The following is a 17,775-nucleotide window of genomic DNA, read 5'->3' as shown; positions in this document are numbered from 1 at the left end:
ATCAAAAAAACGGAGGTTTATCAACATGACAGCACAACACTTACAAGATACAACCACTTTATATAATGGTGTCAACATGCCTTGGTTTGGACTTGGCGTATTTAAAGTAGAAGAAGGACCGGAGCTGGTGAATGCCGTTCGCACGGCCATCCAGCATGGATATCGGAGCATAGACACTGCCGCTATATACGGCAATGAAGAAGGCGTTGGACAAGGCATTCGCGAGGGCTTGGAAGCTGCCAGAATCAAGCGGGAAGATCTGTTTGTCACATCTAAAGTATGGAATGCTGATCTTGGTTATGAATCGACATTGAAGGCTTACGATGAAAGTCTGCGGAAGCTGGGTCTGGAATATTTGGATTTGTACCTTATACACTGGCCGGTTGAAGGGAAATATATAGAGGCTTGGAAGGCATTAGAAACGTTGTACAAAGAAGGTCGCGTGAAAGTCATTGGCGTGAGCAACTTCCAGATCCATCATATTGAGCAGTTAATGAAGGAGACCGAAACCAAACCGATGGTGAACCAGGTGGAATATCATCCCCGATTAACGCAAAAAGAACTGCAGGCGTACTGCCGGGCGAATGGAATTCAGCTCGAAGCATGGTCTCCATTAATGCAAGGACAGCTGCTGGATCAAGAGGATCTTCAGCGCATTGCAGAAAAGCATCATAAATCCATCGCGCAGATTATTCTTCGTTGGGATTTACAAAACGGTTTCGTCACGATTCCGAAATCAACCAAAGAACATCGGATTATCGAGAACGCGGCAATCTTTGATTTTGAATTGTCCGATGAAGAGATGCAGCGCATCGACAGCTTGAATCAAAATCACAGAGTGGGACCGGATCCGGACAATTTTGATTTCTAAGAAGTCTGGGTTATCGGCAAGAGTGGAAGTGTAATGAATATTGTGGCTCTCCTGCACCGATGTCACCATGACAGGATCGGGAGGGTCCATTCCTACATAACGGAAGGAGAGAGGATAATGAATCTGGATCTGAAGGGAAAAGTCGCATTGGTAACGGGTTCGACATCCGGCATTGGCAAAGCAATTGCCATGTCGCTTGCAGCCGAGGGAGCTTCCGTCATTATAAATGGAAGACATGAAGACAAAGTAAAGCAGACGATTCATGACATTCATACCGTGCATCCGGATGCCGAGCTGCGCTTCGTTGTGGCGGATCTCGGAACAGAAGAGGGCTGTCATCAAGTCAGGGAATCTGCTCCGGTTGTCGATATACTTATCAATAATCTGGGGATTTTTGAGCCTGCTGAATTTTTCGATATCCCGGATGCGGAGTGGTTTAGGTTCTTTGAGACGAATATCATGAGCGGTGTTCGGTTAACCCGGCATTATTTGAAGAACATGATCAATCGCAATGAAGGACGAGTTATATTTATCGCGAGTGAAGCGGCTGTCATGCCGTCCCAGGAGATGGCGCATTACAGCGCAACCAAGACGATGCAGCTCTCCCTCTCCCGAAGCTTAGCTGAGCTGACGACAGGTACCCGCGTAACGGTAAATACCGTCATGCCTGGCTCCACTCTTACGGAAGGCGTTGAAACAATGCTGAATACTCTCTATCCGAATAAGGACCTCACCATTGAAGAAGCCGAGCAGCGATTTATGAAGGAAAATCGGCCGACGTCCATTATTCAGCGGTTGATTCGTCCGGAGGAAATTGCCGATTTTGTGACTTATCTTAGCAGTCCCAAATCCTCTGCAATCAACGGCACAGCGCTCCGAATTGATGGGGGTTTGGTACGAAGTGTATTTTGAGTGTGCCAGTGATTTGCGCTGGTATTATCGTTATGAACGGCATTCCGGCTTAGAGGATGTGGGTTTGACATCGTGTAAGTCAGCAAGCTCATCAATATCATCGTCAAGATTGATAGGTCCTTTTAAAAACCGTGTAAATCGCGGTTTTTTTGTTGGGAAGATCTGATTGAGCATTCACCATTCCATTATTTCAACATATGAAAAATTCATAATAGAAAAAACAACACTATTATGTCATCTAGATACTCCTCACGTATTCCGCCATACAACTTCACTAAGAGACATAACAAGTTTAAAAGGTGGTTAAACGCTGTGCCAGCTGAAAACGGTTATTGGATTTTTCGGTTTTGAATCAAACAGATATTGAACATGATCACTGGTTTGTCATTAAGGACCCGGACGGAAACTTGCTGATGCTATGCCAGGAGTAATATAAGCTGGCTTATCGTCAATGCTTAAATATTTTGCGGAAACGAAAAAGCTGGCTGAACTTAGTATCCCATTACAGGCGTCATATGCCGAAGCAGGAATCGAGTATGAAGGATCATTTGTTTGTTGAGGAAATGCTGCAGCAGCTAACGCCAAGTGACAGGAATTTGTTCATACTCCGATCGTTGGAAGGGTACGAGTATGCCGAACTCAGCGAGCTTCTGGGCATAACGCAAGGAACGGCCCGGAAGAGAGTGGAGCGCATCCGAAAACAGAGGAAGAACTTTTTAGCGAAGGAGGAAGAACAAAGTGTCGAGAAACTTGGGTACCGATGAAAGAGAGATTGAACGTTTTATTCAATTAAACCAGTCAGAGCTTGAAAAAATTGATGTGCGAGGCGCGGCCGTCTATGCTGCAACCAATAAAGTGGAATTAATCGACAAGGAGGGGAATGTTCTTCTCCACAGATGCTGAGGTCGAGCAAGAGATTCAAAAGATCAAAAGTCAATTGTCAAGTGAAGAGGGCCAAAGGCTATACTACGGATCAAAAGAAAAGCATAAGGAAAAAGGACGCTCTGAACACGGCTTAGTCATTCAGGGTTCGTATAGTTACGATACTATTGAGCAGTTTAATACCGAGTTAAAGAAATTTAGCGGCGTTGTTTTACAGGCGCCTGCGCCATTAGGGCCTATGAACGGATTTTCTTTCGAAAAAGCTACCGTTCTTACGAACAACCGGGACAGCGGTCGGGTATATAACAAAGACAAACTGGATTTTGATGCCTTAACGTATGTTAAGACTGCATCCGGGAAAGAATTCGGCTACGAAATTATCCCAGTGACCAAAAAGGCGCATATGATTGAGCTGAACTTCGTAAATGAGGAGCAGCACCATTTTAAATATTCCATTTTTGCTTCGGAGGGTGTCGTTACAGGTCATACCTATGTAAAAGACATTTCTGACGGTTCGAAGAAAACGATCCTTGGGAAAGAAGTTTACTTCTCACATGACAAGGGTACCGGGAAAATTTTCGCCACGTGGACGAATGGAACTTTCACAAAAGATGGAGTGGATTATTTGTGGAATAGTCAGGTATCAAGCGAAGATGCTACCGAAGTGGAATTGGTACAATGGATCGAGGAAGTTATGAAACAGTCCCCAACCTCATAAGTTTGGAAGAGCCGCGTAAGCTGAGAGCTTGCGCGGCTTTTCGTCAGAATGGATAGATCCTTACGAAGAACCGCGTAAAACGCGGTTTTTTTGTTGTTAAGATTTGACTGAATCTACACTAGGTGTTTACGTATCTTAGAAATAAACATAATATGTAGTTGTTGGGAAAATGGAATTAGCTCTGAGAGAAGGTGCTAAATTCAACTCGCTAAAGGAGGAGAACGAATGAGAATCAAAAGGAGGAGAATTTTTAATCTCTCAGCGTGGATCGCTCTGCTAACGATCTTACTCGCTCCTGGAAAAGTAATCATCGAGGGTGAAGACGTAGCACGTATTGAATATGGTTTTCCATTTAGATTCATTATTAAGTATTACCCGAATCATATGTCCAATTCTTTAGATACCAATCCTTGGTTAATCCAAGATATTCAGATTCAATTGTTATTGTATTTCTTCAATGTGATGCTGATTTATGGGATTATCCATATCATTTTGACTATCAGAAAAAGAATGAAGAATGGTTGACATGAGTTTGGGAAAAAACGGAGTGACTATTCCATTAGGATAGACGGAAGAAGATGCGCAATAAATGTGCATCTTCTTTTTTTATTTGATTTATTTAATTTTATAGACATAAATAAATATATCTATTATATTAATAGACGTAATTAAATGTTGTGAGTATAAATTTTATAAAAATGAATATTCACTGTGGGAGGTTGAACATAATGACGGAGCAGCATAAGGTTCATTCTTATCCGGTCACACCGCAAGATCGCATGAATTATTTGCTGGGAGTGTATTCGGCAGTACAGCAAATTGGCATCGTATTGAAATTCTCCGGGCAGCTTGATACTGACTTGTTAAAGCAGGTCTTACAGCTCACGCTTAAGAAGTATCCCATTCTGAGCTGCCGTTTTGTGGAGGATGAGATTCCGTATTGGGATAGATTCACTGGCAGAATTGAGGAATCTATTTTAAACGTTAAATTCTGTACTACAAGCGAAGAAGCTACTATGTTAAAAGCACATCTCGCTGAGCCCATGGAGTGGATATCAGGGCCAATGGTCCAGGCTACATTATTCAGGTCTGTATGTGATGTACTGTGCATCAAGATCTCGCATTTATGTTCGGATGCAGCAGGACTGAAGGAATATACCCATTTGTTAGCTTCCTTGTATACTCGCCTGTACAAGAAGGAGCCATACGAGCGAATTGAGAAAGAACTGCTTGGAGAGGAAGCGGGCTTTCGCGATCAAGGACCGCTGTTCGCCGCAGCAGGGATTACGGATATCTCATCGTTTCCTCTTCAGGAGCCGGGAACGGCTTCGCTCTGGTCTTTCCCTTCCACACTTGATAATCACGCTCCGGCAATCACAACCCGGACACTGGATAGGGAGCAGATGATCGGGCTGATTAGTATCACAAAAGCAAACGGAGCAACGGTTAATGACGGATTACTTGCTAGTTATTTTCGTTCCATCGCTAAACAGGCCATCTACATGGAACCACGCACCATAGAGAAGGCCATTGGCATCACGGTCGATCTGAGGCGTTATTTGCCGAACCGAACTACAGGAAACCTGTGTAATTTGTCTGCCATGGAAATGCCCGCCATCGAGATGGATGAAAATGATTCGTTTGAAGCAACGCTGTATAAGGTGAAACGTGCTATGGATATCATCAAGGAAAATAAACCTGGCCTCTCTTCTGCGGTAGGGATGGAAAGAATGGCTTCTATGCCGCTGTCATCGGCAAAAGCGATGTTTGGTAGTCAGGTGGAATTAGCCAAGCAGGCCCAAATGGCATTGCCCTTGTTGACGAATCTGGGCATAATTTCGAAGTCATCCATTTATTTTGGAGATGCCGAAGTGGTAGAGAGTTATATGACGGCGCCTATTATGTACTCTCCATTTTTTAGCATGGGGGCCAGCACTTATCAAAACACGCTTACCTTATCCGTTGGTTATCACACTCCAGCCGTTTCAGAGCAAGCAGTCAGTCGGTTATTGGATGACATGATCAGCGAGTTCACTACAAACGCTTAAGAACTTGAAATCGTCTTTATCTTTACCGCAAAAGAAGAGCAGTTCTGGTATATCCAGAACTGCTTTTTTATATTCAGAGAGTAATATAATTTACTATTCAAAGTAATTATTTATTGACTTTTGGAGTAATATAAATTACCTTATAAAGTAACAAGATAGAATTGCTCGATTGCATACTACATTCATTTTGGGAGCAAAGGAGGATATCAGATGTCTACGATACATATGTTAAAACCGGATATTCACACGCTGCATGGATTTTTCAGCAGGGAGTTGGAGCCGGCACTATATATTCAGCCGGGGGATACGGTGATATATCAAACGCTGGATGCGGGTTGGGGACTTGAGAAGCGGTCGGCTCCAGGGCAGCCGAGAACCAAGTTTACGGAGCGGAAGGCAGAGCGGCAGGAGAGGGAGTTTGGTCATGCGTTGATGGGACCCGTCCATATTCATGGGGCGAAGCCCGGGGGTACATTGGAAGTCCAGATCAACGAGATTCTTCCCGGATCGTGGGGGTGGACATCTGCCGGAGGCTTTCCCAGCTATTGGAACGAGAAACTGGGAATGGCCGATTGCGAGGAAGTCTTATTGGATTTTGAATTGGATACAAGAGCGATGATCGCCCGGAGTCAGTTCGGAAATTTCAAATACAGTGTTGGCCTGAAACCGTTTATGGGGATAATGGGCATGCCGCCTCCGGAAAAAGGTCAGCACTCGACATTTGTACCGCGTCCTTATGGAGGCAATCTTGATTGTAAGGAGCTAACCGCTGGCAGTACGTTGTACCTGCCGATTTCTGTAGATGGCGGGCTGTTCTCGACAGGCGACGGCCATGCAGCACAGGGAGATGGTGAAGTCAGCGGACCCGCACTGGAATGTCCCATGGAGAAGGTGAGTCTCACATTTCAAGTCCATGATGATATGCCATTAACGATGCCCAGAGCTAAAACAAACACAGGCTGGATTACGATGGGTTTGCACGAGGACCTGGATGAAGCGATGTGGATAGCCTTAAGCGGGATGCTGGATCTGATGACCGAGCTTTACTCGATTTCAAGAACGGAGGCGTATGCCTACGCCACCTTGGTTGTAGACCTGCGGGTCACTCAGATCGTGAATATTGTAAAGGGTGTGCATGCATATTTACCTTTTGACGCGATGAGATAGAGGAGAAGGTATTTCCCTGCTGAGAGAAATGATCTTGAAGATATATTCATTCCTATCATACTAAGGAGGACATATCGATGAACTTATATGAAACGATGGTTAATAACAATGGGGTTCTTATTCATGTCACGGAGGTGCATCGAGAACTCCGGAACGAACAGGTTCCGCTGGTCATTATTCCGGGGCTATCCGAGTCATCTGAAGATTATCTCTCGATTATGGAAAAGCTGTCGCCGAGGCATATGGTTGTCATAACGCTCCGCGGCCGGGGCCAAAGTGAAACTCCTGATTCGGGATATACGTTGGACGATCATATTAGCGACATCGAGGCCGTCATCCGGCATCTTGGACTTCATTCATTCGTTCTCATGGGTTACTCCCGGGGAGTGTCCTATCAGTTAGGCTACGCCGTGAAGAATCCTGAACGCATTCAAGGGCTGATCATCGGGGACTATCCAGCGGTTCATACCAAGCTACCAGAGGGATGGGTAGAGTTCTTAGCCTCGCTTCCGCCTTGGAGAGGAAAAGCGCTCTTTGATCGGATGAAACCACAGACATTACACGAGCTGCAGAAGGAGTCTGAGAAGGTAGAGCTGTGGGATGAATTGGCTCATTTGACTTGTCCCGTGCTGGTGATCCGTGGCGCTAAACCCAATTCCGCGTTATCATTAGAAGCAGCGGAACATTACAAGACAGTGCTGCCTCAGGCACAAATTATAGAATTTGAGCAGCATGATCACAATATTTTTGAACCGGATGCGGATATGTTTATCCGAACGGCCAATTCTTTTATGAGCGAAATTAGAAGTAACCATTAATCTACTATTAAAAGGGTGTACGCATGTGGATCATTTGAAGCTTAATGTATCACTTTTACGACAAAGGGTTCCGAACCTGACCAGCGCAGCCAAATCTGTTGGACTACGGCCAGCTACGGTCTCCAATCTGTGTACCGGGAAGATCCCTGTGGGACGTGCGGAAGTCCGTACGATTGCTGCTCTGGCATCCTTGGCTAAATGCAGCCTTGATGAATTGATTCTGCGCGGCGAGCGGGTAGACATGATCGAGACAGGCATCAAGCCGCTTGATCTGTTTGCTCCTCTGGCAAAAGGGGGCACCGTCGGGCTGGTTGCCCGTCCCGGCATGGGACAGCTGGTGCTGCTTAGCGAATTGTTTCATCACTTCAAGCAGGAAGGTTATCTGACGATCATTCTGAAGCCTGAAGGTGAATATCCCGGGTTGCAGGAGCTGCTGGATGATACTGAACGGATTGTCTATTCAATCGAAGAAGCCTATTCAATTGTGGCAGATACGAGTGCCAGTCGCGAGATCGTATTTGCTGCGGACCGGGAGCATGTCTTGACGGGCAAAATCTACGATCTTCAGGAACGTTTCCAAGAGGAAGGCATAACGCAGATTACAACTTTTCTGGTGGATCTTAAAGGCGCCGTTGTTGACGAAGATTTGCCTTACGGGCCACTGGAGACGCTCTGGTATTTCGATGCCGACCTTGCGGCAAGGCAAATGTTCCCGGCTGTGAACCCGTTATACTCCACATCATCCGTCCTGGAAGGTGTTCATCTGGAGCAGAACCACCTATCTATCCAGCAGCGGGCCCAGAAGCTGCTGCGCCGTTATCGCGAGCTCCGTTCCTTGGTTCAGGTACGTGGTATGCAGGCCATTCCGGCGTCGGAGACAGAAGTTTACGAGCGAGGTGAACGGCTTGAGGCGTATCTAACGCAGCCTTTTTTCGTTGCCGAGGCTTATACAGGATTGCCGGGGGAGCGGGTGCCGCTGCAAGATATGCTGCAAGATGTTCAGGCGATTCTGAATGGCAGCATGGATCATCGGACGGTGAGAGATTTAACCTGGATTGGGACTATAAAATAGAGGTTTTCAATCGTGGTAAGTTGATACATTCACTTTACCCATCGGGTTAGTTTGTATTTTTTTATTATTCCGACCAATATACTTCATTTGTCCCATAGCTGACAGATATAGTCCGGTATATAATATGGTCTAGTTCTTGCTACACAAGGATATCGAGAAGGCTGATGTGTATGCTTTGTTGATTGCTTGATTATGGAGGAACTAGAACATACATAGAGGAGAAATGGGAATGAAGAGAAAAGGTTGGCTTATCGCATTCGCTGCGACCGTACTGTTACTGTTTATTTTAATTCCGGTTCAGCAGTCCTACAGCGCAGAGGGAAATCCATCGGCGGCAGCGATCACACAGAGCGCTCTGAACGATCAGTTTCACTTGGATCATGTCGTAAAGATTTATGTGCCTTCGACCGTGAAGGGAGATATTCCGATTACGGATGCTGCTCATCAGAAGTTTGTAGATCAGACACTGAAGCAGTTGTCCACTTGGTTTGGCGGGGCGACTGCGATTCCAGGTGAAGGAGCGTGGGTGGACAACAGCAAAACGTTGATCAAGGAAAAAGTGACGATTGTTTACGCTTTTGCCGAGAAACTGGATAAGAATTCGCTCAATCAGGTGGTGGACTACGCGAAGAAGCTCAAGGACGATCTCGCACAAGAAGCGATTTCGCTTGAGGTTGACGGCAAGCTGTATTTTATTGAATAGTGACATTTAACTGAATAACGATGAGTAAGAGGAGATCTCCTAGCAGTCTGCCATGCAGAGCAGGGGACCTCCTCTTATTGTCTATTAATAGAGATACCTCCACAGATAGAAGGTCGCGTAGGACTCCCAATTCGCCCAGGCGGCTGACAACTCTAATATCTCCTTCTTGGTCGGCTTTGCTTCCAAGCCCATGAGGTGTTTGATGGCATTATGCAGCCCAACATCGTCGATGGGAAAAGCATTGGGAATGCGCAAGCAGCGCATCAGCACATAGTTAGCTGTCCACGGGCCGATGCCGCGGATGCTGACCAATTGTTTCTCCGCTTGTTTCAGGCTGCCTGCTGCAAGCAACTGCTCTTTCGTTAATTCCCCATCTGCTATCAGCTTCGCTACCCCGATGAGATACTCACATTTTTTCAATGTCATTCGCAGACCAGCCAGGTCTTCAACTTGCAATCGAGCAATGTCTTCAGGCTTCGGAAATAACCAAAAAACTTCATTTTCACACTCTACGCTGTGGCCGAAGGCTTCAACGAAACGTCTCTTTAATGTGTAAGCATAAGCCAGGTTAATTTGCTGTCCGAGAATTCCCCAGCACAAGGCTTCAAACAGATCAGGAATGCCCATGTTGCGAAGTCCGTAGAAGGATAGGATTGCTTGACTGAGCAGTGGATCTGTCTCAGCCATCGTATAGAACGGTACGAGATCCGTATTTAAATCGAACCAGTCCCGAACATAGGCCGCTACTTCGGCCCGCTTAACTGAATCGGTTGGTGCGGTGTCTCCCAGAAAACGAACCATGATGGCCTGTTCTTGAGGCGCTTCGCTGACTTCAATCACAGCAATGTCCTCCCCGAGCGGGATTGCCCGGCAGATGCTGTTGTTTCGTATTAGGTACAGGCATTCGTTTGGCGATCTTTGCAGATAATGGAGATTCTGCGTAAAGCTGAATTCCTGCGGCACGAACAGCTTTATTGAATGGACCAGGTCCTGCCAGCTGTCAGAGGGAAGCTGGTCATGTCTGGTATGGTGATTGTTGCAATGAGTCTGGTTGGGTTCCTGCATGGTCATCGTTTCCTTTCGGTTCCTATTCTCTTCTACACTAGTTGTACCATAACTATGAATGCTATCATTTTGTTATCTTGCTCTTCTATTCCAAAAAGCGTACAACAAGACGATCCTGTGGTTATAATGTTAGCGGAGGTGAGGTTACGTGGCAGAACGCATTAAGCCAACCGAAGACCAGTGGAAGGCCATTATCCATAATGACAAAGAAAGTGACGGCAAGTTTTTCTATGCGGTGCAGACTACCCGAATCTTCTGCAGGCCCTCCTGCAAGTCCAGACCTCCAAGGTTTGAAAATGTCCGCGTGTTTCAATCGGCCGATGAAGCGAAAGCGGAGCACTTCAGGCCATGTAAAAGGTGCAAGCCGACGGGTGAGCGTCTGCCCGATCATGAATGGATTGAACTTGTCACGGAATATATCACCCATCATTATACAGATCATCTGACACTAGCGGTATTGGCGGATGTGAGTCACGGCAGTCCATACCATTTGCATCGGATATTCAAGCGCGTCACCGGGTTAACTCCGATGGAATACATTCAGAACTATCGAATCGATCAGGCGAAGGAGCTTCTTAAGCATTCCAGCCTGGCGATCTCTGATATCGGCTCAAGGGTGGGCCTGGAGAATCCGGCTTATTTTATCACGTTATTCAAGAAGAAGACGGGGCTAACCCCCCTTAATTATCGAGGACAATATTCAAAAAATACGAGTACGGAGGTGCACGACCATGAAGATTAATCATTCAACTATAAGCTGGACTCTGCTGCATCATGATCAATGGAATGTATATATAGCTGCTTCAGAGCACGGATTATGTTACGTGGGTTCACAGAATAAGCCGTTTGATGAGCTGGCGGATTGGGTTAAGGTAAAATATCCAGCTAGTGAACTTGTACAGGACGATGCAAAACTGCAGCCGTTTGCCGCCGAGCTCGTGGAGTATTTTCAGGGAGCACGTACTCGATTTGAGATGGCTATGGATTATAAGGGGACCGCTTTTCAAAATGCGGTATGGAATGCGCTGTGCCAGATCCCATATGGACAGATCTTCACGTATTCGGACATCGCCAGCCAGATCGGAAAACCGGCGGCTGTTCGAGCCGTAGGGGCGGCTATCGGGGCTAATCCGCTGCTAATTACCGTGCCTTGTCACCGGGTGATCGGCAAAAGCGGTGCCTTGACGGGATATCGCGGGGGACTGGACATGAAGACTCGACTGCTGGAACTGGAGCGAGAGGATGTCTCATTGAGGGAGACAATGGAGTATGCCTAAATCGTTACCAAAGTGTATAGAAGAGCTGGATTGGCAGGCCTTACAAGCAACGTTGGATGAGCAGGGATATGCTGTACTTCCAAAGCTGCTGCTGTCTGAAGAATGTACAGACATGATGAACAGCTATTCGGATGAGGAACGGTTTCGCAGCACGATCCATATGGAGAGGTACCGGTTCGGGCGGGGAGAATACAAGTATTATCAAGCACCGCTACCGGAATTGCTGCAGCAGCTTCGCGAGGGCTTCTATCCCGAGCTTGCGCTGACGGCTAATCGCTGGTTGACCCAGCTTGGCCATGAGGAGAGGTACCCGGTGAGCTTAGATGAGTATCTGGAGATGTGCCATGAGCAAGGGCAGGAGCGCTCAACGCCGCTGATTTTGAAATATGAGGAGGGCGGCTATAATTGCTTGCACCAGGATTTGTACGGAGATGAGTTCTTCCCGCTTCAAGTGGTGTTTGTGCTTAATAAGAAGGAAATAGATTTCACTGGCGGAGAGTTCCTGCTGATGGAACAGCGGCCGCGGGCACAAAGCCGGGGACATGTGATCACCTTGGAACAGGGAGCGGGGCTGATCTTTCCGACCAGCCATCGTCCTGTTGAGGGAATGCGCGGGTATTATCGGACTACACTCCGGCATGGCGTCAGCACGATCACGTCGGGGACAAGATACAGTCTAGGGATTATTTTTCATGATGCTAAGTAAGGGGGCATAAGGGTGCTCATTCATTCGTTATGGATGTAAGGAGGGAAATAGTATAATAGAAGAAAGTGTAGAAATGGGGTGTCCAAGGTGAATCATGAGGTGCTCTATAAAACGCCGAAGACCCTGCTCAATAAAGGAACGGGATTCCTGAATGGATACAGCCATACCTTAAATCCGTATACGGGCTGTACCTTCGCTTGCTCTTATTGTTATGTCCGGCAAATGCCGGTATCGTTATTTCGGAAACAGGAATGGGGAAGCTGGGTTGATGTGAAGCTCGAGTCTTCTGACATCCTGCTTAAAGAGCTGCAGCGTGCCAAGTCCAAAGGACCTGTCACGATATTCATGTCATCCAGCACTGATCCGTACCAGCCGATTGAGGCCAAGGAAGAAGTGACCCGCGCTCTGCTGGAGACTATGGTTAGCGAACCGCCGGATTTTCTGTTGGTTCAAACGCGCAGTCCACTGGTCCGCCGAGATATCGATCTGCTGCAGCAGTTAGGGGAACACGTGCGGGTGAGCATGACGGTCGAAACGGATCGTGATGACATACGCAAGCATTTTACGCCGTCAGCTCCACCTATCCAAGCCAGACTAAAAACCCTCGAGCTGCTAAGGGACGCGGGGATTCCCGCTCAGGCAGCTATTGCCCCCGTGCTTCCGAGCACGGAAGATTTTCCTCATTTGCTGAGACCGCTCGTTCATCGTGTGTGTATCGACGATTATTTTATGGGGGACGGCAGCGGCGGTAAACGGACGAAGCGGCTGCCAGTTCAGGCGCTGTATGAGGAGCTTGGTGAGGAACAATGGTATAATCCTGCATCATATAAAGTGGTCTACGACCGTTTTAGCAAGGTATTTCCGAAGGAGCAGTTATTTGTAAGTCAGAAGGGGTTTGAGCCTTAAGGTGTGGATAGACTATTGGGTCTAGCAGATCAGTAATCAGTAGAGTAGGTATTTCAAGGATAGAAAAAGTACCGGCCAGAGCGGGGAGATCGCTCCTGGTCTTTTTTGTTGTGTCTGAGGGATGCTGATAGTTGTGTAATGTGATTGTTATTCTCTTAACATTCAAACGAATTGGAGGATTCCGTGAGACGGACCCGGGTATGATGTATTATGGTGTTAGGATACGTTATGATGGTGTACTACCATTACGTTAAAAAGGAGAAAATTTATGAATACTACTAAGTGTATTGAAGATATTTTAGTAGATAGATTCGCTCAGCTTGGGTTTAATTATGAGAAGTCAGATACGGGTTGGAATTTTACTAGAGAGATTGATGGGGTAGAGGAACTCATCGAAATTGAAAAAAACGAATGTTATAAAAATGCTATAAGTTGTGAGTATCGGAAGGGTACTTCCTCTCGAAGGTGGATACATATGCAATAAGCTACTGTTTTGGAGAAATTATAAAACAGAACATTGATGCAAAGTGGGAGTTTAGTTCAGAAGATGGGCAGGTTATTAAAAAAATTGCAGGTAGAAAAAACGTTGAACTCAAACCATATATTCTAGTCAGGAACATTCATGACCAGAGTCCCGGACCATACAGCAATGGTTCCGAGGAACAATGTTTATTTGAATAATAAGGAGGCCTGGTTGCTGCACAAGAAGCAGGGTGTATTAAAGTTCTTGTCACAACAGGATCTGGTCAGAGGGACCTTGAACAATATAGAAATAATAGTTTTTGGTGGTTGGTTAGAAGCTTACCCTGACTTTATCGCTAAGAATGTAAATGAAGCCGTGAAATGGATATTGGAAAATAGCAGCGAAGAATAATGACTAGCCCTAATATTTATATTGAATGGCTTCCACAGTCTGGTAGCCCTATGTATAATTATGGAAGGTAATCGGTCGATAATCCCCTTAACCTAGTGCAGTATTTTAAGTAGGCAGACAGGTCGTGACCATTATTCATCTGAAAAGAGGTGACTCTGTGGAAATCATATTCATTCGTCATGGACATGGTGAACATCTCGAAGACTACCCTGATCGTTTACATACCTTACATCCGAGCCTTACGGAATTAGGAAAATTGCAGGTGAGCCAACTACGTGAACAATTTGAATGGACTAGCGATGACATGATCGTTGTGAGCCCGACAAAACGAACGATAGAAACGGCTCATATCCTTACGAACCACACTAATTTCATAATTTCTCCTCTTGTAGGTCCGAGAATGTTCCCGCTTCATCCGGAGTTTCCTACATTGATGTGTGATCAGATTTACTCAAGAGATGAGCTTGCTGGCCTTCATCATGGAATTGAAATCCTTGACTTCGGTTTGGACTGCTGGCGTGAAGGAATTAATACAATGGATCAGAAGCTTTTTGAGACATATGCCTTGTTATTATTAAGCTCGTGCCAAGAAAGGCAGAAGCGCCTCATCATCATTTCCCATGATGGCACGATCACAAATTATCGTATGTTGTTAGGGGAACATGGACTGACAAGGGGAGATTTCCTTGGAGAAGCCGGAGTACATAAAACGAAATGGTTTCTCGATCGAGACCCGAAAAGGGATTCAGTTTGATGTACTTGTCAAAATCCAAACCAGAATAGGAAGGTTTCAGATGGATTTAAATCAAAGAAAACAATGGAATGTGAATCATAAGAAACTGACAAACATCATTTTGAAACCAGCTGAGCATCAGGCTGCTGTGGATTTGTTTCTGAAGCAGCATAGTTTGCTGCATGCATCGGAGATGAGTCATTCACCCGTTGCTACGTTGGAAGATGAATTAGTGACGAATCTGGGAGAAGAAACGTGGCGAACTATCCTGTATCGGCCCCGGATACGAAGAATTCGATTATATGGCATATGTGGCATATTACCCGAATTGAAGATATGACCATGAATGTACTGGTCCATCACGACCAGCAAGTTTGGCACTTGGGAGGATGGGGCAAGAAACTTCAAACCCATTATGCGCATTCGGGAAATGAAATGACAGAAGCCGAGATTGCTGATTTAAGTGCGAAACTGGATATTCAAGCTCTTATGGAATATCGTAGGGAAGTTGGACGTAAAACTCGTGAAATCGTGAGCTGCTTATCCCCAGGTGATTTTAAGCAGAAAGTCGAAGCCAACAGAATCAATGAGCTTAAAGAGCAAAATGCTGTTAAGGACGAAGCTTTATGGTTGCTTGATTATTGGGGGTATAAAACGATAGCAGGATTAATATTGATGCCAGCAACAAGACATATCTTCTTGCATCTGAATAAATCGATACGCATTAAACATAGAATGCAAAAAGCCAAGAAAGCTCTACATCTCGTGGAAAGCGCTAACATCTAGTAATATCGTATGGAGGTTTCTCTACAATAAAAGGGAGATGGGAACCATGGGTTCAAGAATTATGCACTTAATCATAGCCAATCGAATCGCAGAAAGCTTGTCAATCGAAGAGCGAACATCATTTTTGGTGGGAAGCGTTGCTCCAGATGCGGTCTCGACTAAAAACGAATCCCACTTCTTCCAAGGTGAGGTACAGAACTATACAAGGTATGTTGATTATGAGGGGTTTTTAGATACATACCAATCGGAGAGGAGTAGTCCCTATGTATTGGGTTATTACACACATTTAATTGCTGACGATATTTGGTTAAGAGGGTTTAATCTTCCCTGGCTAAGAAACAGAATGGAAGCTGATCCACAATTATATGATGTATCTCATCAGGATTTTCGATTATTAAACGGTAAATTATTGGAGCATTATGGATGTACAGATGAGCTGAAAAGAGTGCTTAGTCATGTCCCAGCTATCGTGGATTTGGAAGAGGTCAAGCGTGAAGACGTGAAAAGCTTCATACCCTATGTACTAGGTGATATGGAATACGACAAGGATGCAATAAACGAAGACCTGCGTCTTTTTACGATGGTACAAATTATCGGCTATATCGAGACAGCGGTTGAATTGGGGATCATGAAATTAGAGCCTGTTCTGAGCACGATGGAAGCGGGCAGAAGCCGGATATAATCTGATGCTGAATGCGAATGTATAACAAACAACATGTAATGATTATATGAAAACAGAGGATTCTATGAATAACATTAACTATAAAGTATGGACCTTATGCATGATCCAAGATGGAGATCGGGTTCTCATGCTGAACCGAAATCATGATCATTTCCAGGGGTATATTCCACCCGGCGGGAAACTGGAGTTTCCAGAAAGTCCTGTTGAAGGGGCTATAAGAGAAGTTAAAGAAGAGACCGGATTAGATGTAAGAAATCTACGATTCAAAGGGATTTATGAATATGTGAATGAGAAAGCAAGAGATCGACATATCATATACAACTATTTGACCCGGGAGTTCTCTGGAGAATTAATAACAGAATCTGAAGAAGGAAATCCAGAATGGATTCATATTAACGAACTTGAATTTGTGCCCATGCAGACATCCATTAGAAGGAGGATTCCGTATTTTTTTAAGGAAGGCACCTTTGAAATACATGTAGTGTGGGATGAAGGGGAGAAGGAAGTACATATTAGAGAAACTTAGTTCAACTTTTTTACTTATTCAACAACAAGGACCTATTTTTAGACTTTGGAGATATAACGGAGAACATATGACATATGATGAGAATTGGGGTTATAACATGATAGTAGAGTTAAATAAAGAAGAGTATTACAAAATAAGTTATATTGCTGATCAGTGTAAGAACATCGAGGTCAGAGCAGTGGTACAGGGGAACAACCCGGGACGTGTCTATGTAGATCGGGAAACCGAACCAACAGCGGCCTTGATTTGGATTCAAGGTCAACAAGGGTTTCAGATTGTTGGGGATCCGCAGAGTGAAGGTTTTTTAACAGGCTTGAACGACTATATGATCACTCACGTTGAACCTGTGCTAAAGAAGCAAAATATCAGCGTCGTGGAGATGGGTGCGAACTTGGATACATGGGATAGCACGATCTCTACCATATTTAATAACCGCAATGTTCTAAGCGATATTCAACATGTATTTTATTCAGAGGGCAATTTACTAGCGAGAAGACCTGACTTGTCTGATCCTCCTGCCATACATAGAATCGATAGAGACCTGCTGGAATCAAGACGATTGGACAACCATTCATTTTTGGAGAAGAAGCTGCTTCATTTTTGGGATTCCATGGATGCCTTCTTACAGCAAGGCTTCGGGTATTACGTCGAAGAAGATAATAATCTAGTGAGCTTATGCTTCTCAGCTTTTGTTGCCGGTCAAACGCATGCGATCGACATCGAAACCATTGAAGGATATAGAAAAAGGAATTATGGCGTGCAAGCAGCCACAGCCTACGTGAAAGAATGTAGTCAAAAAGGAATTCAACCTTATTGGGACTGCTCTCCGGATAATACAGGGTCTATTCGAATTGCCGAAGGGATTGGTATGATCCCGGATTTTGATTACAGAATATTCTGGTATGGTATAACGTAACAACAGGTTTCTATCTATAAGGCGGCTGTCTCTCGGTAGGAAAGGGGGCAGTTGCCCTTTTTTATTCTCAAAATAAGTATTTGCTGGTTCAATGCATGAGATTATGGGTAATG

The 17,775-nt window shown here is 45.2% G+C and carries 24 protein-coding genes; 23 read left to right on the top strand and 1 reads right to left on the bottom strand.

What is annotated here, in order from left to right; translation table 11 throughout:
• Positions 1–25: 25 nt before the first annotated feature.
• From AM231_RS11680 to AM231_RS11635, 11 genes are all read left to right on the top strand, one after another.
• Entirely contained in the window at positions 26–871 is an 846-nt protein-coding gene (locus AM231_RS11680) for an aldo/keto reductase (RefSeq protein WP_054402758.1), read from the top strand.
• A gap of 117 nt (positions 872–988) precedes the next feature.
• Positions 989–1,783, top strand: coding sequence for an SDR family NAD(P)-dependent oxidoreductase (locus tag AM231_RS11675; protein WP_054402757.1), 795 nt, complete (start codon positions 989–991; stop codon positions 1,781–1,783).
• Between the two features lie 536 nt (positions 1,784–2,319).
• Positions 2,320–2,547 carry an RNA polymerase sigma factor gene (locus AM231_RS11670; RefSeq protein ID WP_054402756.1) on the top strand — a complete coding sequence of 76 codons (228 nt, stop codon included), beginning with the start codon at positions 2,320–2,322 and terminating at the stop codon, positions 2,545–2,547.
• Positions 2,522–2,686: a hypothetical protein gene (locus tag AM231_RS29035; RefSeq protein ID WP_165593391.1), complete on the top strand. Its 165-nt coding sequence runs from the start codon at positions 2,522–2,524 to the stop codon at positions 2,684–2,686. Before AM231_RS11670 ends, AM231_RS29035 begins: the two co-directional genes overlap by 26 nt.
• Positions 2,664–3,383, top strand: a complete 720-nt coding sequence (locus AM231_RS11665) for a hypothetical protein (protein WP_054402755.1) — start codon at positions 2,664–2,666, stop codon at positions 3,381–3,383. Before AM231_RS29035 ends, AM231_RS11665 begins: the two co-directional genes overlap by 23 nt.
• 225 nt (positions 3,384–3,608) lie before the next feature.
• The gene (locus AM231_RS11660) at positions 3,609–3,908 is read left to right on the top strand and encodes a hypothetical protein (protein WP_054402754.1); all 300 of its coding nucleotides are present in this window, start codon (positions 3,609–3,611) and stop codon (positions 3,906–3,908) included.
• A gap of 203 nt (positions 3,909–4,111) precedes the next feature.
• Complete coding sequence (locus tag AM231_RS11655; protein ID WP_054402753.1) at positions 4,112–5,431, top strand: condensation domain-containing protein; 1,320 nt, start codon at positions 4,112–4,114, stop codon at positions 5,429–5,431.
• Between the two features lie 210 nt (positions 5,432–5,641).
• Complete coding sequence (locus tag AM231_RS11650) at positions 5,642–6,598, top strand: acetamidase/formamidase family protein (RefSeq protein ID WP_054402752.1); 957 nt, start codon at positions 5,642–5,644, stop codon at positions 6,596–6,598.
• Between the two features lie 77 nt (positions 6,599–6,675).
• Complete coding sequence (locus AM231_RS11645; protein ID WP_054402751.1) at positions 6,676–7,416, top strand: alpha/beta fold hydrolase; 741 nt, start codon at positions 6,676–6,678, stop codon at positions 7,414–7,416.
• 25 nt (positions 7,417–7,441) lie between these two features.
• The gene (locus AM231_RS11640) at positions 7,442–8,488 is read left to right on the top strand and encodes an ATP synthase beta subunit C-terminal domain-containing protein (RefSeq protein WP_054402750.1); all 1,047 of its coding nucleotides are present in this window, start codon (positions 7,442–7,444) and stop codon (positions 8,486–8,488) included.
• A gap of 229 nt (positions 8,489–8,717) precedes the next feature.
• Positions 8,718–9,191, top strand: a complete 474-nt coding sequence (locus AM231_RS11635; protein ID WP_054402749.1) for a DUF3574 domain-containing protein — start codon at positions 8,718–8,720, stop codon at positions 9,189–9,191.
• An 84-nt stretch (positions 9,192–9,275) separates the two neighbouring features.
• Here AM231_RS11635 and AM231_RS11630 read toward each other — a convergent pair whose 3' ends face one another.
• Positions 9,276–10,256: a DNA-3-methyladenine glycosylase 2 gene (locus AM231_RS11630; protein ID WP_082341606.1), complete on the bottom strand. Its 981-nt coding sequence runs from the start codon at positions 10,254–10,256 to the stop codon at positions 9,276–9,278.
• A gap of 148 nt (positions 10,257–10,404) precedes the next feature.
• Between AM231_RS11630 and AM231_RS11625 the strand changes: the two genes are divergently transcribed.
• From AM231_RS11625 to AM231_RS11575, 12 genes are all read left to right on the top strand, one after another.
• The gene (locus AM231_RS11625) at positions 10,405–10,998 is read left to right on the top strand and encodes a bifunctional transcriptional activator/DNA repair enzyme AdaA (RefSeq protein WP_054402748.1); all 594 of its coding nucleotides are present in this window, start codon (positions 10,405–10,407) and stop codon (positions 10,996–10,998) included.
• Positions 10,988–11,533 carry a methylated-DNA--[protein]-cysteine S-methyltransferase gene (locus tag AM231_RS11620; protein ID WP_054402747.1) on the top strand — a complete coding sequence of 182 codons (546 nt, stop codon included), beginning with the start codon at positions 10,988–10,990 and terminating at the stop codon, positions 11,531–11,533. The genes AM231_RS11625 and AM231_RS11620 overlap by 11 nt, the downstream gene beginning before the upstream one ends.
• A complete protein-coding gene (locus AM231_RS11615) occupies positions 11,526–12,239 on the top strand; it encodes a 2OG-Fe(II) oxygenase (RefSeq protein WP_054402746.1) in 714 nt (237 codons plus the stop codon). Before AM231_RS11620 ends, AM231_RS11615 begins: the two co-directional genes overlap by 8 nt.
• 87 nt (positions 12,240–12,326) lie before the next feature.
• A complete protein-coding gene (locus AM231_RS11610; protein ID WP_054403629.1) occupies positions 12,327–13,145 on the top strand; it encodes an SPL family radical SAM protein in 819 nt (272 codons plus the stop codon).
• Between the two features lie 268 nt (positions 13,146–13,413).
• A complete protein-coding gene (locus AM231_RS11605; protein WP_054402745.1) occupies positions 13,414–13,629 on the top strand; it encodes a hypothetical protein in 216 nt (71 codons plus the stop codon).
• A gap of 210 nt (positions 13,630–13,839) precedes the next feature.
• Positions 13,840–14,019, top strand: coding sequence for a hypothetical protein (locus AM231_RS11600; RefSeq protein WP_054402744.1), 180 nt, complete (start codon positions 13,840–13,842; stop codon positions 14,017–14,019).
• Between the two features lie 157 nt (positions 14,020–14,176).
• Positions 14,177–14,773 (top strand): histidine phosphatase family protein, encoded by a 597-nt coding sequence (locus AM231_RS11595; RefSeq protein ID WP_054402743.1) that lies wholly within the window; start codon positions 14,177–14,179, stop codon positions 14,771–14,773.
• A 40-nt stretch (positions 14,774–14,813) separates the two neighbouring features.
• Entirely contained in the window at positions 14,814–15,092 is a 279-nt protein-coding gene (locus tag AM231_RS30340) for a hypothetical protein (protein ID WP_341271608.1), read from the top strand.
• Entirely contained in the window at positions 15,062–15,538 is a 477-nt protein-coding gene (locus tag AM231_RS11590; protein WP_341271607.1) for a DinB family protein, read from the top strand. The genes AM231_RS30340 and AM231_RS11590 overlap by 31 nt, the downstream gene beginning before the upstream one ends.
• A gap of 46 nt (positions 15,539–15,584) precedes the next feature.
• On the top strand, positions 15,585–16,220 hold the full coding sequence (locus AM231_RS11585) for a zinc dependent phospholipase C family protein (RefSeq protein WP_054402742.1): 636 nt from the start codon (positions 15,585–15,587) through the stop codon (positions 16,218–16,220).
• A gap of 64 nt (positions 16,221–16,284) precedes the next feature.
• On the top strand, positions 16,285–16,746 hold the full coding sequence (locus tag AM231_RS11580; protein WP_207383564.1) for an 8-oxo-dGTP diphosphatase: 462 nt from the start codon (positions 16,285–16,287) through the stop codon (positions 16,744–16,746).
• A gap of 97 nt (positions 16,747–16,843) precedes the next feature.
• Positions 16,844–17,662 carry a GNAT family N-acetyltransferase gene (locus AM231_RS11575; protein ID WP_054403627.1) on the top strand — a complete coding sequence of 273 codons (819 nt, stop codon included), beginning with the start codon at positions 16,844–16,846 and terminating at the stop codon, positions 17,660–17,662.
• The last annotated feature ends 113 nt before the right edge of the window (positions 17,663–17,775 follow it).

This window comes from Paenibacillus solani (assembly GCF_001277345.1).
In the GTDB taxonomy this organism is placed as follows: Bacteria; Bacillota; Bacilli; order Paenibacillales; family Paenibacillaceae; genus Paenibacillus_AQ; species Paenibacillus_AQ solani.
This window is presented reverse-complemented; position numbering and strand designations above follow the sequence as displayed.

What these genes read in the sequence shown, in the direction of transcription:
- AM231_RS11620 (WP_054402747.1), top strand. Translation starts at nt 10,988, where the DNA reads ATGAAGATTAATCATTCAACTATAAGCTGGACTCTGCTGCATCATGAT.
- AM231_RS11580 (WP_207383564.1), top strand. Translation starts at nt 16,285, where the DNA reads ATGAATAACATTAACTATAAAGTATGGACCTTATGCATGATCCAAGAT.
- AM231_RS11590 (WP_341271607.1), top strand. Translation starts at nt 15,062, where the DNA reads ATGTGGCATATTACCCGAATTGAAGATATGACCATGAATGTACTGGTC.
- AM231_RS11655 (WP_054402753.1), top strand. Translation starts at nt 4,112, where the DNA reads ATGACGGAGCAGCATAAGGTTCATTCTTATCCGGTCACACCGCAAGAT.
- AM231_RS11615 (WP_054402746.1), top strand. Translation starts at nt 11,526, where the DNA reads ATGCCTAAATCGTTACCAAAGTGTATAGAAGAGCTGGATTGGCAGGCC.
- AM231_RS11585 (WP_054402742.1), top strand. Translation starts at nt 15,585, where the DNA reads ATGGGTTCAAGAATTATGCACTTAATCATAGCCAATCGAATCGCAGAA.
- AM231_RS11670 (WP_054402756.1), top strand. Translation starts at nt 2,320, where the DNA reads ATGAAGGATCATTTGTTTGTTGAGGAAATGCTGCAGCAGCTAACGCCA.
- AM231_RS11575 (WP_054403627.1), top strand. Translation starts at nt 16,844, where the DNA reads ATGATAGTAGAGTTAAATAAAGAAGAGTATTACAAAATAAGTTATATT.
- AM231_RS11635 (WP_054402749.1), top strand. Translation starts at nt 8,718, where the DNA reads ATGAAGAGAAAAGGTTGGCTTATCGCATTCGCTGCGACCGTACTGTTA.
- AM231_RS30340 (WP_341271608.1), top strand. Translation starts at nt 14,814, where the DNA reads ATGGATTTAAATCAAAGAAAACAATGGAATGTGAATCATAAGAAACTG.
- AM231_RS11675 (WP_054402757.1), top strand. Translation starts at nt 989, where the DNA reads ATGAATCTGGATCTGAAGGGAAAAGTCGCATTGGTAACGGGTTCGACA.
- AM231_RS11645 (WP_054402751.1), top strand. Translation starts at nt 6,676, where the DNA reads ATGAACTTATATGAAACGATGGTTAATAACAATGGGGTTCTTATTCAT.
- AM231_RS11605 (WP_054402745.1), top strand. Translation starts at nt 13,414, where the DNA reads ATGAATACTACTAAGTGTATTGAAGATATTTTAGTAGATAGATTCGCT.
- AM231_RS11660 (WP_054402754.1), top strand. Translation starts at nt 3,609, where the DNA reads ATGAGAATCAAAAGGAGGAGAATTTTTAATCTCTCAGCGTGGATCGCT.
- AM231_RS11680 (WP_054402758.1), top strand. Translation starts at nt 26, where the DNA reads ATGACAGCACAACACTTACAAGATACAACCACTTTATATAATGGTGTC.
- AM231_RS11630 (WP_082341606.1), bottom strand. Translation starts at nt 10,256, where the DNA reads ATGCAGGAACCCAACCAGACTCATTGCAACAATCACCATACCAGACAT.
- AM231_RS11650 (WP_054402752.1), top strand. Translation starts at nt 5,642, where the DNA reads ATGTCTACGATACATATGTTAAAACCGGATATTCACACGCTGCATGGA.
- AM231_RS11665 (WP_054402755.1), top strand. Translation starts at nt 2,664, where the DNA reads ATGTTCTTCTCCACAGATGCTGAGGTCGAGCAAGAGATTCAAAAGATC.